The sequence below is a fragment of the Actinotignum urematis genome, from assembly GCF_051264595.1.
Taxonomy (GTDB): domain Bacteria; phylum Actinomycetota; class Actinomycetes; order Actinomycetales; family Actinomycetaceae; genus Actinotignum; species Actinotignum timonense_A.
This window is the reverse complement of record NZ_JBOZBG010000003.1, coordinates 76,849-91,887: the sequence shown is the minus strand read 5'-3', so window position 1 is coordinate 91,887 and position 15,039 is coordinate 76,849. Positions and strand designations below refer to the sequence as shown.

General features: G+C 61.9%; 15 protein-coding genes and 1 pseudogene. 5 read left to right on the top strand and 11 right to left on the bottom strand.

Going from position 1 to position 15,039, the window contains the following annotated elements; all coding sequences use genetic code 11:
• Positions 1 to 156 precede the first annotated feature (156 nt).
• Both ACRQDJ_RS02935 and ACRQDJ_RS02930 read right to left on the bottom strand, forming a co-directional pair.
• Complete coding sequence (locus ACRQDJ_RS02935) at positions 157 to 1,386, bottom strand: hypothetical protein (protein WP_284903266.1); 1,230 nt, start codon at positions 1,384 to 1,386, stop codon at positions 157 to 159.
• A gap of 345 nt (positions 1,387 to 1,731) precedes the next feature.
• Positions 1,732 to 2,373: an antibiotic biosynthesis monooxygenase family protein gene (locus ACRQDJ_RS02930; protein ID WP_284903265.1), complete on the bottom strand. Its 642-nt coding sequence runs from the start codon at positions 2,371 to 2,373 to the stop codon at positions 1,732 to 1,734.
• A 117-nt stretch (positions 2,374 to 2,490) separates the two neighbouring features.
• Between ACRQDJ_RS02930 and ACRQDJ_RS02925 the strand changes: the two genes are divergently transcribed.
• The 4 genes and pseudogenes from ACRQDJ_RS02925 (at position 2,491) to ACRQDJ_RS02910 (ending at position 4,621) form a co-directional block, all read left to right on the top strand.
• A complete protein-coding gene (locus ACRQDJ_RS02925; protein ID WP_284903264.1) occupies positions 2,491 to 3,231 on the top strand; it encodes an AzlC family ABC transporter permease in 741 nt (246 codons plus the stop codon).
• Positions 3,228 to 3,548, top strand: a complete 321-nt coding sequence (locus tag ACRQDJ_RS02920; RefSeq protein ID WP_284890202.1) for an AzlD domain-containing protein — start codon at positions 3,228 to 3,230, stop codon at positions 3,546 to 3,548. Before ACRQDJ_RS02925 ends, ACRQDJ_RS02920 begins: the two co-directional genes overlap by 4 nt.
• Positions 3,549 to 3,976: 428 nt before the next feature.
• Positions 3,977 to 4,333 (top strand): annotated as a pseudogene (locus ACRQDJ_RS02915) (DUF6688 family protein); the annotation flags it as partial.
• 102 nt (positions 4,334 to 4,435) lie between these two features.
• Entirely contained in the window at positions 4,436 to 4,621 is a 186-nt protein-coding gene (locus ACRQDJ_RS02910) for a hypothetical protein (RefSeq protein WP_435717770.1), read from the top strand.
• Between the two features lie 42 nt (positions 4,622 to 4,663).
• On the opposite strand, the gene ACRQDJ_RS02905 is transcribed toward ACRQDJ_RS02910, so the two are convergent.
• Genes ACRQDJ_RS02905 through ACRQDJ_RS02890 form a run of 4 tightly spaced genes read right to left on the bottom strand, consistent with a single transcriptional unit; the run spans position 4,664 to position 9,094 of the window.
• The gene (locus tag ACRQDJ_RS02905; protein ID WP_016442776.1) at positions 4,664 to 5,770 is read right to left on the bottom strand and encodes a sugar kinase; all 1,107 of its coding nucleotides are present in this window, start codon (positions 5,768 to 5,770) and stop codon (positions 4,664 to 4,666) included.
• Positions 5,767 to 6,414, bottom strand: coding sequence for a bifunctional 4-hydroxy-2-oxoglutarate aldolase/2-dehydro-3-deoxy-phosphogluconate aldolase (locus ACRQDJ_RS02900; RefSeq protein ID WP_087070782.1), 648 nt, complete (start codon positions 6,412 to 6,414; stop codon positions 5,767 to 5,769). Before ACRQDJ_RS02900 ends, ACRQDJ_RS02905 begins: the two co-directional genes overlap by 4 nt.
• Positions 6,414 to 7,496, bottom strand: a complete 1,083-nt coding sequence (uxuA, locus tag ACRQDJ_RS02895) for a mannonate dehydratase (RefSeq protein WP_016442774.1) — start codon at positions 7,494 to 7,496, stop codon at positions 6,414 to 6,416. Before uxuA ends, ACRQDJ_RS02900 begins: the two co-directional genes overlap by 1 nt.
• Positions 7,496 to 9,094, bottom strand: coding sequence for a mannitol dehydrogenase family protein (locus ACRQDJ_RS02890; RefSeq protein WP_087070781.1), 1,599 nt, complete (start codon positions 9,092 to 9,094; stop codon positions 7,496 to 7,498). Before ACRQDJ_RS02890 ends, uxuA begins: the two co-directional genes overlap by 1 nt.
• A gap of 411 nt (positions 9,095 to 9,505) precedes the next feature.
• Between ACRQDJ_RS02890 and ACRQDJ_RS02885 the strand changes: the two genes are divergently transcribed.
• Positions 9,506 to 10,306: an IclR family transcriptional regulator gene (locus tag ACRQDJ_RS02885; protein WP_284903261.1), complete on the top strand. Its 801-nt coding sequence runs from the start codon at positions 9,506 to 9,508 to the stop codon at positions 10,304 to 10,306.
• A gap of 104 nt (positions 10,307 to 10,410) precedes the next feature.
• Here the strand turns inward: ACRQDJ_RS02885 and der are convergent, their stop codons facing one another.
• Genes der through scpB form a run of 5 tightly spaced genes read right to left on the bottom strand, consistent with a single transcriptional unit; the run spans position 10,411 to position 15,019 of the window.
• On the bottom strand, positions 10,411 to 11,883 hold the full coding sequence (gene der, locus ACRQDJ_RS02880) for a ribosome biogenesis GTPase Der (protein ID WP_087070779.1): 1,473 nt from the start codon (positions 11,881 to 11,883) through the stop codon (positions 10,411 to 10,413).
• Positions 11,880 to 12,647, bottom strand: coding sequence for a (d)CMP kinase (cmk, locus tag ACRQDJ_RS02875; protein WP_284903259.1), 768 nt, complete (start codon positions 12,645 to 12,647; stop codon positions 11,880 to 11,882). Before cmk ends, der begins: the two co-directional genes overlap by 4 nt.
• On the bottom strand, positions 12,640 to 13,743 hold the full coding sequence (locus ACRQDJ_RS02870) for a prephenate dehydrogenase (protein WP_284903566.1): 1,104 nt from the start codon (positions 13,741 to 13,743) through the stop codon (positions 12,640 to 12,642). The genes cmk and ACRQDJ_RS02870 overlap by 8 nt, the downstream gene beginning before the upstream one ends.
• Complete coding sequence (locus tag ACRQDJ_RS02865) at positions 13,743 to 14,465, bottom strand: pseudouridine synthase (RefSeq protein ID WP_016442768.1); 723 nt, start codon at positions 14,463 to 14,465, stop codon at positions 13,743 to 13,745. The genes ACRQDJ_RS02870 and ACRQDJ_RS02865 overlap by 1 nt, the downstream gene beginning before the upstream one ends.
• Positions 14,462 to 15,019 carry an SMC-Scp complex subunit ScpB gene (scpB, locus tag ACRQDJ_RS02860; protein ID WP_087070776.1) on the bottom strand — a complete coding sequence of 186 codons (558 nt, stop codon included), beginning with the start codon at positions 15,017 to 15,019 and terminating at the stop codon, positions 14,462 to 14,464. Before scpB ends, ACRQDJ_RS02865 begins: the two co-directional genes overlap by 4 nt.
• Positions 15,020 to 15,039: the final 20 nt, after the last annotated feature.

Sequence of the window (15,039 nt, the reverse complement as noted above, 5' to 3'; positions counted from 1 at the left end):
CCGAGAAACGGTACCCGCCCCTTAGTTTGCTTTCATCAGGAAACTCAGCTAATTTTCCGTAAAATAACGGGCCGGGCCACGTACCTGAATTTCGGTACCTGACCCGGCCCCATGCTTAGCTCTCTTCGGCCGTTAGCCGGCTATAAAACCGAGCTACTACTTCCTGCGTGTAGCATCCGCATCGCGGCGCACCGCACCGGCATCATTGCGGCCAACCACCGCGCGCGAGCCCCATACACCCGCAAAAGCGGTGAGAATCGCGGAGAGCAACAGACCCACGAAAGCCCAGATAGCAACGGTGGAGCCGGTATCGGTGACGTCCTGAGCAACCTCGCGGCCTTCCGCAACCAGATCCTTGGCCTGAGCCTGCACATCTTGGAGAGTCTTTTCCGCGTTATTAAGAGCCTGCTCAGCCTTGACCTGTGCCTGGTTGTACGCTTCCACCGCGTTGTCCACGGCCTTGCGAGCTTCATCCTCATTCAGGTCCGTATTTGCGGCAACGGACTTCGCCACCGCATCACGGTCAATATCCTTCGTCACGGAATCAACCCGCTGCTGGAGTGAATCGCCCAGATCGGAAAGGATCGTTTCGTAATTTTCCGGATTGACCACCAGGTCCTTGGCCGCAGCACTGATATCATCCGTGGCGCCGTCCACCTGGCCGCGCAGGTAATCAGGCTGGAGTGTTTCCTCACCTGTATCCGCAAGAATCTTCTCCGTTTGAGCTTCCACGCTATCCCACTGAACGTCGAGGTTATCGGAAATAGCGCTGGCCGCCTCCGAAACGGCGTTCCCGGAGGCCTGCGCCACCCCACCTACCGCGCTACCCGCGGCGTTGCCCACCGAGCCGATGGCTGAACCAACCGCGCCCAGCGCGGCGGAAATACCCAGCCACACCGCTACGGTGGCCACAATAATCGTGGTGGCCCAGGTGGTCAGGCCGTGCAGCAGCCCGCCTTTAACGGCCAGCGCGCCCGTCACGTAACCGCCCAAACCTAGGGCGATCACAATGGAGCACACCGCCCACAGCCCCATGCCGAAGCCGAAACCTTCACCGGGATTGCTCGAGGCCGGATCGAAAGTGCCCAGGCCGATCGCCGCGCCGAGGAAGCTGAAGACCACCAGGGTGGCAATAGCAACGGCAACACCGGCGAAAACGGAGCCCCAGGACATATTGGTGGCCCGGCCCGGGGTATCAGCGCCTAGGAAAGTGGAGCGCCATCCCGGCTTCGCATCCTCGGCCGAGTACTGCCCGGCCGAAGCCGTCCGGGCATCTACCGGACGTGCGGTAACTCGTTCGCGATCCGCGCGGGTATGCGCCGTCGTTACTTCAGGGTAATCGCGCTCGGGAGTTGCCCCTCCGGGCGTAGTTGTATGTTCTGTCATGAGTTGATCCTTAAAACTTGGCGGAAAGCGCCATGGGTGCCGGCCTGGTGGTGTCAGCCGTGGTGGCAGAGCCGTCGAAGGCGCAGCACAGCACTCTCTAGGCACCACACTAGCCACGCCACCCTTAAGTGATCAAAGCGACAGGACATGTAATGTCATTCACTTCTCAATCAGAATAACTTATAATCTTTGTCTTTATTTCTCTCCACATATCGGCTAATCTTCCACAACCAAGCCGCAAGATCGGCGTGATTCCATAACAGATTCGTGACGAACGGATCCGCAAGGATGACTCGCGTTTCCGCAGCCGCACCTCAGGCCGCACCTCAGCCCAGTATCCTGCACCTACTGCTTAATGCTCTGCTGTACCACCGCGTACCCGTGCAGGGTCACATCCAGGCCTCGGTTCTTAGGCTGATCCGCGGTGTTATGCGGAGCGCGTTCCCGGGCCGCGGCCCAGGCATCGTAAGAATCCTGCGCATCCCAGCCGGTCACCACGTAGTAGTCCTCCACCCCGTTTACCGGGCGCCACAGTTCGAAGAAGGAGAATCCGGGTGCCGCATCCACGGCCGCCTTGCGCGCCGCGAAACGCTGCTCAATAACCTTCTCCATTCCGGGGAGGAAAGATAGGGCCACAATAGAAACAAAGCCCGCTTGCGGGGTCTGCCCGTGCTCGACTTCAGGAAGATTGACCACCTCAAATTCGAGCAGCTGCGCACCCAAGTGTGCATTATCGGGTGCCTGGCGGGCAGCATCCATTTTGCGCGGATGCGCGGCCGGATCGGTACGCCACGCGGTGAAATCCTCTTCGGATTCCCATTCGGTGACCACCAGGTAGCGCTCCCCTTCGTTCAGCGGGCGCAGCAACCGGAAGGACAGAAAACCGGGCCGCTGATCCACGGCACCTTCGCGCGCCGCAAAACGCGCCTCGAAGTGCTCGCCAGCACCTTCCGGAACAGAAATAGCATTGATTTTCACGACGGTCATGGAGGCTCCTTCACCTAGAACAATGGGACGTGCACCATAGTAACTCTCTTGGCACCCGATGCTCCGCATGGTGGAAACTTCACCCTCCGCTCCCCCGCCGGTGCCACAATAGGGCGCATGCCTTCCCACGTCTCAGATGTCCGCTTCGGAGCACAGATGGCCGCGGGCGCCGGCCTGGGGATGATCCCCCTGGGCATGGCCTTCGGACTTCTTGTTATCCAGTACGGCCAACCGTGGTGGCTCGCTCCCGCGCTATCCTTCTTTATTTATTCCGGTTCGGCCGAGCTGCTCGCCGTCGCCCTTATTAGTGCGCACGCACCCGTCCTCACGATTCTCCTCACCATCTTTTTCGTGAACGTGCGTCACGTTTTTTACGCGTTTTCGTACCCCATTGCGCAACTCACCCACCCGCTCGCCCGCATGTATTGCGTCTACTCCCTCACCGACGAAACCTACGCCATCACCACCTCACATCCCGGCGTCTGGAACCAACGCCGGCTGGTCTCCCTCCAAGCCGTGCTCCAAGCGTGCTGGGTCGGCGGCGGGCTCCTGGGAGTGGCGATTGGTGGGTTCCTCCCCGGCCAGATTCGCGGCGTCAATTTCGCGCTCGTCGCCCTTTTCGTCGTCCTCGCCCTGGACGCTTTCCACGCGCGCCGCGATATTCCCGGCGTGCTCGGCGCGGGCCTCGCGTTTTTGCTGGCGCAGCTATGCGCGCCGAGCGCCCTGCTGCCGGTCGCGATGAGTCTTTTTGCGCTGTTCTTAGTGGTGCGTTTCGTGGTGCGCACCCGTTTTAAGAAGAACGACGACGCCGCTCCCTCCCCACGCGGCGCATCAGGCGAGGAAGGTGAGCTGCGATGACCGGCTATCTCCTTGCTGTGCTGCTGGGTTCTCTGGCCCTCATGCTGTGCCTGCGCGGGGTGCCGTTCCTTATTTTGCATCCGCTGCGCCGCTCGCGTTTGGTGCGAGCATTATCGGCCTGGCTCCCGGTGGGGGTACTGGTCATTTTGGCGCTGGCGATGGTTCGCAACGAAGTGCTTCCAATATCTGCGGAATCCGTGCTGCGCGTGGGCGTGGCCAGCGCGGTCACGATTCTGGCCCACGAACTTTCCGGGCGCCGCATGCTCGTTTCCCTGGCCGCCGGCACCCTCACCTATATCGGCCTGCTCGCGATCTAGAATCTGGGGTGACGCTTGCGCCACCGAAGGCGAGCGAAAACTGCTGAGGAGGATCCACATGCCTGAGGCGCGCAAACGAAGTTTCGTGATCCGGCACCCCTACCTCACGCAGATTTTTCTTGCCTATGTGATTGTCTACGCCTGGTTCATTTTACGTGTTATCCACGCTGTGTTCACCAGTTCACGATATTCATCTAGCCCAGAGGAATTCATTTTTTCATTGATCGTCCTCGCTATTTTCCCCTGGGTCACCACCTACCCGATTATCCTCACGTGTTACCAGGTCATCGCGCTGATCATCGCAATACGGGGGAAGTTGCTGCCGGTTCTGGAGGCTGCGCATGATGTCTGGACTATCTTCCTGGCGCTCAGTTTCCATGTAAGCAGCGGTCGAAAAGTAGCCCAATACCTACTACGACGAGCACTATTTATGCACCGTGGCAGCCGGCGGTCACCCGGCGATAGTCAAACCGATCCGGGACGGGGTGCGCGGCGGGCATCGCATTACCGTGAACCGCCAGCTTCTTATCGCGAATGCATTTGAACAGGTCCTGGAAGAAAAGACCCCGAGAGCGCATCGGGCAATCCGAAGCTTCTATAACCGTTATGGCTTCCCACTCTCGCGGCTCATCCGCACCCGCCTCGCGGCGGACGTCGTCTGGATCGCCATGAAACCCCTGGAATGGCTATTCCTGGCAGTTATTTACCTGGTTGATGCCCGCCCGGAGGACCGCATCGCAATCCAGTACACCGGCCGCCGCCGCCAGGACTTCACTGCCGGGTAATATCGGGCGCAAGTTAAAACTGCACGAATAGCGCAAGGGCTCACGAAGTTCAATAGTCACACCAGCCCCTGGGGAGGGGGTATCTGTTTTCAGAGCTGTACTGTGCTTGTCGTACACGAGAAGTACATCCCGGAAAAACATACCTTCCTCGCCAGCGCATTCGTTTCCGGGCATGCTTCATGCGGCTCCTCGAATGCAGTGGGGGAGCAGATCCGGGCATCCGGATCTGCTCCCCCACTAATTGCGCTGTGCGCGGTGAGCGCCCTGCGCCAGCTCACCCGAAGGTAAGCCGCGCGATAGGCGCGTGGCGCACGCTGCGGTTATGCGGCTTTAGCGCTTGACGCGCGCCGAACCGCCGCGGGCCAGGTTCTCCACCTCGGCGCGGGTGGCCATGGTGGTGTCCCCCGGCGTGGTCATGGCGAGAGCGCCGTGGGCGGCCCCGAGTTCCACTGCCTTCTGGACATCACCGTATTCCATGAGCCCGAAGATAAGGCCGGAGGCGAAGGAGTCGCCGCCGCCCACGCGGTCAAAGATCTCCAGGCCATCACGCTGGGTAGCCTGCACGAAGCCCTGATCGCGCTTCCATGCCACCGCACCCCAGTCATTGATGGTTGCCGAACGCACCTGGCGCATCGTGGTACCGATGGCCTTGAAGTTCGGGAAGGTTTCCGCCGCCTTCTCAATCATCTTGTGGAAGGATTCCACCTGGAGGTTATCGAGGTTTTCATTTGCACCTTCGATTTCCAGGCCGAGGCAGGCGGTGAAGTCCTCTTCGTTACCGATCATGACATCCACGAAGGGCGCCAGGGACTTATTCACTTCCTGCGCGCGGGCCTTGCCCCCGTGCAGATTCCACAGCGAAGGACGGTAGTTGAGGTCATAGGATACAACGGTGCCGTATTCCTTAGCCTTCTTAATAACCGCCAGCGCTGTTTCCGAAGCCTGTTCCGAGAGAGCCGCGTAAATTCCACCGGTGTGCAGCCAGCGCACCCCGAGCTCGCCAAAGAGGTAATCGAGATCGATATCCTCCGGGGTGAGCTGCGAAATCGCGGTGTGAGCCCGGTCGGAACACCCGACAGCCCCGCGCACCCCGAAACCGCGTTCGGTGAAATTGAGGCCGTTACGAGCCGACTGGCCGATGCCGTCGTCGTCGACCCAATGAATGAAACGGGTATCCAGGCCGCCGGTGAGGATCAGATCCTCGAGCAGCAGCCCCACTTCATTACGCACCAGGGAGGTGAGGATCGCGCCGCGCTTCTGGAAGGCGCGTCGCAGGCCGCGGGCCACGTTGTACTCCCCGCCGCCTTCAGAGGCGGCGAACTGCCGGGTGGTGCGGATACGGCCGGCACCCGGATCCAGGCGAAGCATCACTTCACCCAGGGAGACAATATCGTAGGTGGTTTCCTCGGCGGATTTAATCGTCAGGGCGTCGCTCACTTGCGAATCTCCTTAGCTAGATCGGATGCTTCTTGGGACAGGCGGGTGATCTCCGCGAAGTTCCCGGAGGAAATCAGATCGCGCTTGATCATCCACGAACCCGAAACGGACAGGATGGCCGGATCGGAGAGCCATTCGGCCATATTCGCGAGCTTCACTCCGCCGGACGGCACGAAGTAGGTATTCGGGAAGGGACCGCGCAGGGCCTTGACCATGGGCAGCCCGCCAGCTTCCCCACCGGGGAAGAACTTCACCGCGGTGGCACCGTATTCCAGAGCCATCATGATTTCCGTGGCGGTCTGCACGCCCGGAAGGTAGGGAATCTGGCGTTCGGCGGCCACATCGGCCACGCCGGCGCTCCAGCCCGGGGAAACAAAGAACTTCGCACCCAGGTCCGCGGCGGTTTCCGCCTGGGCCCGGGTAAGAACCGTTCCAGCACCCACCGTCATACCCTCAACGTCCCGCATGGCCTTAATGGCTTCCCCGCCGGCAGCGGTACGGAAGGTCACTTCGGCGCAGTGGATACCGCCGGCCACCAGGGCGCGGGCAGCCTCGGGCGCCTGCGCGGCGTCGTCGATCACCACAACGGGAACAATGGGGTGGGTTTCCAGGAACGGACGAACGTCTGGAAGTTGCTGAGACACTACTTTGCCGCCTTCTTCATCTTGTCGATGCCGTCCCACAGCCCGAGGAGGTACTGGGTGCCCAGTGCCCGGTCATACAGCGGGTAGCCGGGGCGGCCTTCTTCGCCCCAAATCATGCGGCCGTGATCGGGACGCACGTAAATATCGGGGCAGGTATCGTAAATGGCTTCCACCGCGGCCTGCATATCGAGGTCGCCGTCCGCGGACCAGTGGGCCGCTTCCTTGAAGGTCTTCTCCCCCAGGTACTTGACGTTACGCAGGTGGGAAGCGGCAATACGGCCGCGTTCGCCCACGTAGCGCAGGATCTCCGCGACGTTATTGGACGGGTTGGAGCCAAGCGAGCCAATGCACACGCACAGGGAGTGCATCGGGGAATCATTGAGGGCCAGGATTTCCTTGATGTCATCCAGGCTCTTGTAGGCGCGCGGAATACCGAAGAGATCCCAAGCCGGATCGTCCGGATGGCAGGCCATCTTAATGCCGACCTTTTCACAGGTGGGGATAATGCCGTCCAGGAAGTACTTCCAGTTTTCGCGCAGCTTCTCCACCGTCATGTTCTGGTAGAGCGCCATGACTTCGTCCAGCTTGGCCAGGCGTTCGGGTTCCCAGCCGGGCAGGGTGAGACCACCGGATTCTTCGGCCGTCTTATTGACGATATCCTGCGGGGTCATGCCTTCGATTTCGGAGTGATCGTAGTACAGGCAGGTGGAGCCATCCTCGTTTACGTGGGCGAGTTCGGTACGCAGCCAGTCGAAAACGGGCATGAAGTTGTAGACAACTACCTTGACGCCGAATTCCGCGAGGTTTTCCAGCGTGGTGCAGTAGTTCTTGATGTATTCGTCACGGCTGGGAAGGCCGAGCTTGATATCCTCGTGGACGTTCACGGATTCGATGATCTCGCATTCGAGTCCGGCTTCGTGAACCTGGTCGATGAGGACCTTGATTTCGTCCTTTTCCCAGTTCTCCCCGGCGGCCTTGTAGGACAGGGTGCCCATAATTCCGGACACGCCCGGAATCTGCTTGATGTACTGCAGCGGAATGGGGTCGTGACCTTCGCCGTACCAGCGGAATGTCATTTTCATTAGTTGATCTCCTCGTGAATAGTGGCACGCACAGCGCCGGGACCGGCAATGAGCTTCGTGAACAGGGCTTCGACCTTCTCCGCCAGCGGAGTGGTATACAGGTCGAGGCCGAAAATATTGGCATTGGACAGGATGGGCTTGAGCGCGGCGTGAGCATCAACGCTCTCACCGAGCTTAATTCCCTTGAGGTGCCCCTGGAGTTCTTCCAGCAGCGGATCGGAAGACGGCGTGAATTCTTCGCCGTCGTCCGCGATACCGAGCAGGTACCGTGCCCACACCGCGAAAACGAGCGGGATCACGCGCAGCTTGTCCATATCCAGACCGCGGCGCTGGTATTCCTGCAGCGTGACGCCGAAACGGATCGGAATCTTCTGCGAGGTATCCATAGCGATACGGGCCGGATTGTCCGGCAGCGCGCTATTGGGGAAACGCTCCTCGAGAACTTCGCGCACGAAGTCCTTCGGATCGATAATCCCCGGATCGGTTACTACCGGCATCGCTTCATCATAGGCGAGGATATTGACCATCTTCGCCAAATCGGGATCGCGCATTTCCGAATCAATGGTCGGGAAGCGCATCACCGTACCGGACACTGCCAGTGCGGTGTGGAGCGGGTTGAGGCAGGTGGTGACCTTCATCCGCTCGAACTTATCGCAGGTTTCGCGATCGGTGATGTATACGCCGTAATCCTCGAAAGGCGGGCGTTCGGCCGCGAACTTATCTTCGATAATGAGGTATTCGGTGGGTTCGGCATTGACGAAGCCGGCAATCGGGGTGCGGCCAAGGTGGTCAATACCCATATCGGTGAAGCCGAGCCCGGTGAGGTACTCCGATACTTCTTCCGAGGGGCGCGGGGTGATCTTATCGATCACGGAAATCGGGAAGGCAACCTTGGTGTCATCACTGGCCCAGTCCAGGAATTCCTGGCTGAGCGCGCCGCGCTCCACCCACCCGCGGGCGATCTGCAGCACAGAATCGCGCAGCTTATCGCCGTTGTGGGAGAAGTTATCGGCGGAGATGAAGTTAATGGGTGCCCCGCCCGCCTGGTAGCGATGCGCGAGCAGCCCGGCCAGCAGCGCCATGGTGTTCTCATGGTTGGCGAAGGGATCCGAGGCGATATCCGCGCGGGTAGCTTCGGAAAGCTCACCCTGGGAATCCTGAATCACGTAGCCCTTTTCGGTAATGGTGAGGGTAACCGTGGTCATCTCCGGGTTGGTGAAGATGGAGACGAGCCGATCAAAATCGCCCTCGCGGCGAGTTGCCAGGCCATCGGCCAGGCCGGCAATAACGCGGGTATCGCGCTTATCCCCGGAAAGAATAACGCCCAGGGTCAGCAGGTCAAAAGCTTCGAGCTGCTTTTCCATTTCAGCCGGGTTCATCGGCACCACGCCGGTGATCGGCCAGTACTTGCCGTCCGCCAGCATGTCATCCGCGATGCGCGCCAGGAAGATCCGGAAAATATTACCCGGGCCGATATGCACCCAGCGCGGGTTGGTGCGCACGCGCTCCTGAGTTGCGGCCACATCAAAAGCCGGAACTTGAATACCGGCTGCTTCGTAATCACTCGCTTGGGAGAGCGAGCTGAGATTGAGTTTCATATACATCACCTTTGATAGTTGGATCGGGACGGCTCCACGTGCGATCCACCGGCGGCCGCCCCGCAGGAGCGCCGGCGTGCGCCGTGTTCCTGCCGTGAGGTCACCCGGTGAGTGAACACCGCTCCCGATGCCACCACCCAGTATTCCTTTATACGACGACGAACCGGCCGGGCACCCCCGCACCCGAATGTTTCCTTACGTGAAACGCCCGTTCGTACGTATGAAATGATTGTACCTCATTTTCGTGCCCGGCGGCACCCGGGAGCGGGGTGTGAAGTATTCGGATTCCGGGCCTTTTCTTATTCAACACTGACCGTCCCGCGCCCCCGTTTTTATGTTTCACATATTGAAATCGCGCGGTATAATTTTCCCGGCCTGCAGTTATACCCTCGTAGAGTAAAGGAGCTTGAGGTGTCCGGTACTTCCCCTGAGGAGCGCGCTCCGCTCTCCTCCATCGATCGCGCGTTGCTCGTTGTGGAGTTTTTAGCACGCCGCGGACCGGAAGGTGCCCCGCTCTCCGATATTGCAGCCGCGGTGGATTCCAATAAGGCCACGGTCCACCACACGCTGCGTTCCCTGCGCTACCGGGATTGGGTGGACCAGGATGCCGATACCGGCTACTACTTCCTCGGGGACGGCGTAGACCCCATTATTCGCTACACCACCCGCACCCAATTCGTGGTAGACCAACTCCACCCCGCCCTCGTGGCCATTTGCCACCGCTATAACGAACTCGTGCACCTGGGCAAGCTCTCCGGCCAGGTGGTCACCTACCTCGATAAAGTGGAACCGGATCGCCCCATCCGGGTGGTGTCCTTTATCGGGCGTAATGCCCCGGCGGTCACCACCGCACTCGGGCGCGCTTTGCTGGGCGCCAATAACGTAACCGGTGCGGAAATTGACTGGTACCTGAGTGTTCCCACCGATAATCCCCCCACCCGCGCCACCATCGAGGAGTGCATCGAGCACGTGCACCGCCACGGCTGGGGTATGGAAGTGGAAGAAAACGAAGCGGGTATTGCCTGCGTTGCGGTCCCGGTCGATCTGAAAAACGGCGAGCGGGTGGCCGTGTCCGTCACCGCACCCGCCGAACGTCTGGGAGCGGCAACCCGCGAAGCGGTGGCCTACGGTATTGCCGAAGAAATCAACGCTATTTCCGGTTCCACCGGCGTGAGCGTTCCGGAGGTCCTGCTGCCCCGTTCCGTGCGCTAAGCGAACCGCGGGTAGCCGGCGCCCGGTGGCGGGCTTCCTGCATAGTTCCTGCCACCGATACAAGTACGACGACGCAGGCTAGCTGCGCCGTCGTACCACTTCCGCTACTTCTTACGCCGTTCGCGTACCCGAACCGAAATCTGGAGCGGGGAACCTTCGAAACCAAAGGTGGCCCGCAAGCGGTTTTCCAAGAAACGCCGATAGCCTGCCTCGATGAAACCGGTGGCGAAAAGCACGAAACGCGGCGGGCGCGTCGACGCCTGGGTGCCGTAGAGGATACGCGGCTGTTTGCCCCCGCGCACCGGATGCGGGTGCGCGGCCGCCAATTCGCTGAGGAAAGCATTGAGTTTCCCGGTGGGAATACGCTGATCCCAGGATCGCAGCGCGGTGGTCATGGCATTGGAGAGCCGGTTGGTATGCCAGCCGGTTTTCGCCGAAAGATTGACGCGCGCCGCCCACTGGATCTGCACCAGTTCGCGCTCGAATTCGCGGTCGAGTTCGAAACGGCGTTCCTCATCAACCTCGTCCCATTTATTGCAGACGATAACGAGGGCGCGCCCGGCATCAATAACCTGCTGGATCACCCTAATATCCTGTTCGGTGAGCGGCTCGGAGGCGTCGATAAGGGCGAGGGCCAGTTCCGCTTCCGCCAGCGCGCGCTGGGTGCGCAGATTCGCGTAATAATCCGCCCCGCGGGTTTGGTGCACCCGCCGGCGAATCCCCGCGGTATCCACAAAAGTCCACGGGGTGCCGTCCAGCTCGATAACTTCATCAACCGGGTCGCGGGTGGTTCCGGCAATATCGCTGACCACCGCGCGGGTTTCCCCGGCCAGCTGGTTGAGCAGGGAGGACTTACCCACATTCGGGCGCCCCACAATGGCGACCCGGCGCGGCCCGCGCCGCTTGGGGCGGGCCGGCACCTCGCGTTCTTCCGGGAGCGCACGGATCACCACGTCCAGAAGATCACCCGAGCCGCGCCCGTGCAGAGCCGAAACCGGGTAGGGCTCCCCCAGCCCCAAAGACCACAGGTAGGCGGCATCCGGTTCCTGCTGCGGGGAATCCACCTTATTGGCCGCCACGATCACGGGTTTGCGCGAGCGGCGCAGCACCCGCACCAGGGCTTCATCGGTATCCGTCATCCCGACAGTGGCATCCACCACGAAAATAACGGCATCGGCCTGCTCGATAGCAATTTCGGCCTGCAGGGCCACATCGCGATCCAGGCCCGCCACATCGCGTTCCCAGCCGCCGGTATCCATGAGGAGGAAGCGGCGATCCGCCCATTCTGCCTCGTAGGAGACCCGGTCGCGGGTCACGCCCGGGACGTCCTGCACCACGGCCACCCGCTTGCCAACAATACGATTCACCAGGGAGGATTTGCCAACATTCGGCCGCCCGATAACCGCCACCACGGGCAGCGCGCGGGCGGCGGCTTCCGCATCCTCGGGTTCTTCCCCGGCCAGGAGCGCCAGATCGGCCTCGTCCAGATCGTAGGCTTCCAGACCGGCGCGGAGCACGCGTTCAGCGTCGTCCGGGGTGGTCCCCTCCGCGCTCATATCGCGGTATTCCTCAGTCATTCCTGTTCCTTTCCGAAGCCCTGTGCCAGCGTGCGCACCGCGGCCACCACGTCCGCAATACTCATCTGAGAAGAATCAATTGTAACGACTCCTGCGCGATCTTCCAGGAAAGAAGCGACCGTGGAGTCCTGAGCATCGCGCTCGGTTACTTCCGCGCGGGTGGCGGCCAGGGCATCGGGTGCCGCGCTGCCGCGCACTTCCCGGGCGCGCCGCGCCAAACGTGTTTCTTCCGATGCGGTGAGGAGAATTTTTGTGGGAGCTTCCGGGGCGACGACGCTGGTAATATCGCGCCCCTCCACCACGATGCGCGGGTGCGCCGCGATAATGGCCCGCTGCCGGGCAATGAGTTCAGCGCGCACCTCAAGATTGACGGCTACCTGGGAAACCACCCGGGAGAGCTCCGGAGCGCGGATAGCGGCGGTAATATCCTCCCCTTCGCAGCTAATCTTCTGGTTATCAGGATCGAGGGGCATGTCAAGGTTCATGGCCCGCACCACCGCGGTCACGGCCGGCTGGTCGGTGAGTTCCACGCCGGCATGCTGGGCGGCCCAGGCCGCGGCCCGGTACATGGCACCGGTATCGAGGTAGCTGAGCCCGAGCTCGCGGGCAACCTGGCGGGAGACGGTGGATTTGCCCGAACCGGAGGGCCCGTCAATAGCAATGGGATAGCCCGATGTTTTGAGGCACGGGGTGTCCATGGCTTCGGCGTGCGGGGTGCCGGCTGCCTCGGGGCCTTGCGTGCCCGCCGTGTTCATCTCACTCATGCTCTCCTCCTTCAATAAAAGCCTGCCACTGGCGCGCGGCCAGCGCCGCGCTGAGATCCCGGGCCGCGGCCGGCGCTACCGAGAGCCGTGCCCGCCCCACTTTTTGGGCCACGGAATGCTCGAGCGAAAAATCTTCAATATTCACGCCGATCTCACCCACTTCGGTGAAGAGGCGGCCCAATTCGCCCGGGCGGTCGGGAACCAGAACGGTGACCTCGGTATAGCGCTGGGGTGCTCCCCCGTGTTTGCCGGGAATGCGCGCCACCCCGCGCCCGCCTTCGGCCACCACCGCGGCAACAGCCCGGGCCAGCCCGGGCGCCTGCGCCGCACCCGCGGCCGCTTCGAGGGCGCTCGCCAAGTTCGCGGTACGCTCGGCAACATCGCGAAGCACGGGAGCAACCGCCGCGCAATTGCAGGCAATAATCGCGGTCCATAGCTGCGGATCCGAATGCGCCAGCCGCGTCATATCGCGTAATCCCTGGCCGGCAAGGCTCAGCTCGGTAGCTGCGGCGTCGTTCAACGTACCCGCCAGCAGGGACGACACCAGCTGCGGGACGTGACTAACGAGGGCGACGGCGCGGTCGTGCGCGCTGGCCTCCACGAGGATCGGCATGGCGCCGCAATCCAGGGCGAGGCTGCGCAAACGCGCAATATCTTCCTCGCGGGTTTCCGGACGTGGGCAGATGACCCACGGGCGGCCCTCAAAAAGATCAGCGTCCGCGGCAATCGCCCCGGAACGTTCCCGGCCGGCCATGGGATGGCACCCGAGGTAGCGCTCCCGTTGTGGATGGGTAGCCAGGCGCTCTGCTACTACCGCCTTGACGGATGCCACATCGGTCACGAGCGCGGTGGAGAAACGATCCAGGGCCGCGCTCACCACCTGCGCTGTGACGTCCGGGGGCACCGCAACCACCACGAGGCTCGGCTCCCAGGCGCTTTCCGGGGGTTCCTCCCCCGCACCCAGATCGCGGGCCAGGGCCGCGGCCAGCGGGGAGGAATCCTCCAGGTACACCGGAATATCGCGCAGCCGCAGGCGCAGCCCGAGGGACGCGCCCAGCAGCCCCGAGCCAATAATAAGGACCGGACCTGCGTGCATCACATCCCTACCGAATGCATGAGGGCCGAGAGCTCGCTACCAGCGATCACCCGGCTTTTTCCGGGGCGCAGCCGCCCGGCATCGATCGTGGCGAAACGGGTGCGCACCAGTTCCATAACCGGGTGCCCCACTTCCTCCATAATGCGGCGCACAATGCGATTGCGGCCCGAATGCAAGGTGAGTTCCACAATGGAATTGCGCGGCTGGGATTCCCGCAGCACGAATTTATCCACCCGAATGGGGCCGTCCTCCAGGGTGATGCCCTTTTCCAGCACCCGCGCGAGGCCCCGGGTGACCTGGCCTTCCACCCGCGCCACGTAGGTTTTCGGCACCTCGTAGGAGGGGTGGGTGAGTCGGTGGGTGAGTTCGCCGTCGTTCGACAGCAAAATCAAGCCTTCGGTATCTTCGTCCAGGCGCCCCACGTGGTAGAGGCGCTGCTCGTATTTCTCCACGTACTGGGCGAGGCTCGGGCGGCCCATATCATCATCCATCGTGGACACAACCCCCGGCGGCTTGTAGAGCGCCACCGTGAGCAGATCGGGTTTGACCGCGATTGGCATTCCGTCCACGTGGATGGTGTCACGTTCGGCATCCGCCCGCGTTCCCATTTCGGTTACGACGGCGCCATTGACGGCCACCCGTCCCTCGGCAATGAGCGCTTCGCAGGCGCGCCGCGAGCCCACCCCCGCGTGGGCCAGGATCTTTTGCAAGCGTTCTCTCATCTTATTTCTCTTTCCACATCGTCAAGTTCGGTTGCGTCGGGCAGGTAGGGCGCCAGGGGCGGCAGTTCATCCAGGGAATTCATCCCCATGGCTTCGAGGAAATACGGGGTGGTCGCATACAGCACCGCACCGGTGGACGGCGTGGTGCCCGCTTCTGCAATAAGACCGCGGGTGGCGAGGGTACGCACAACTCCATCAACATTCACGCCGCGAATCGCCGCGATCTGGGCGCGGGTCACCGGTTGCCGGTAGGCGATCACCGCCAGCGTTTCCAAAGCCGGCGTGGATAGTTTACCCGATTGCCCGCGGGTTACGTGGGCCAGCACAATATCGGATACCAGCGGATTTGTGTAGAAACGCCAGCCTCCACCGGCTTCGCGCAATTCGAATCCGCGCGGGCGGCCGCTGCGGTACTCCCGGGCCAGGTTCTCCAGTTCGGTGCGGGTGTCCGCTTCGCTCAAGCCCACTGCTTCGGCAAGAGTGGCGAGGGGAACCGGGGTGGCCGCCACGAAAAGCACCGCCTCGAGGGCGGTGGCGGGGCAAAGATCGGCCACGAATTCTCCTTGTAATGTTG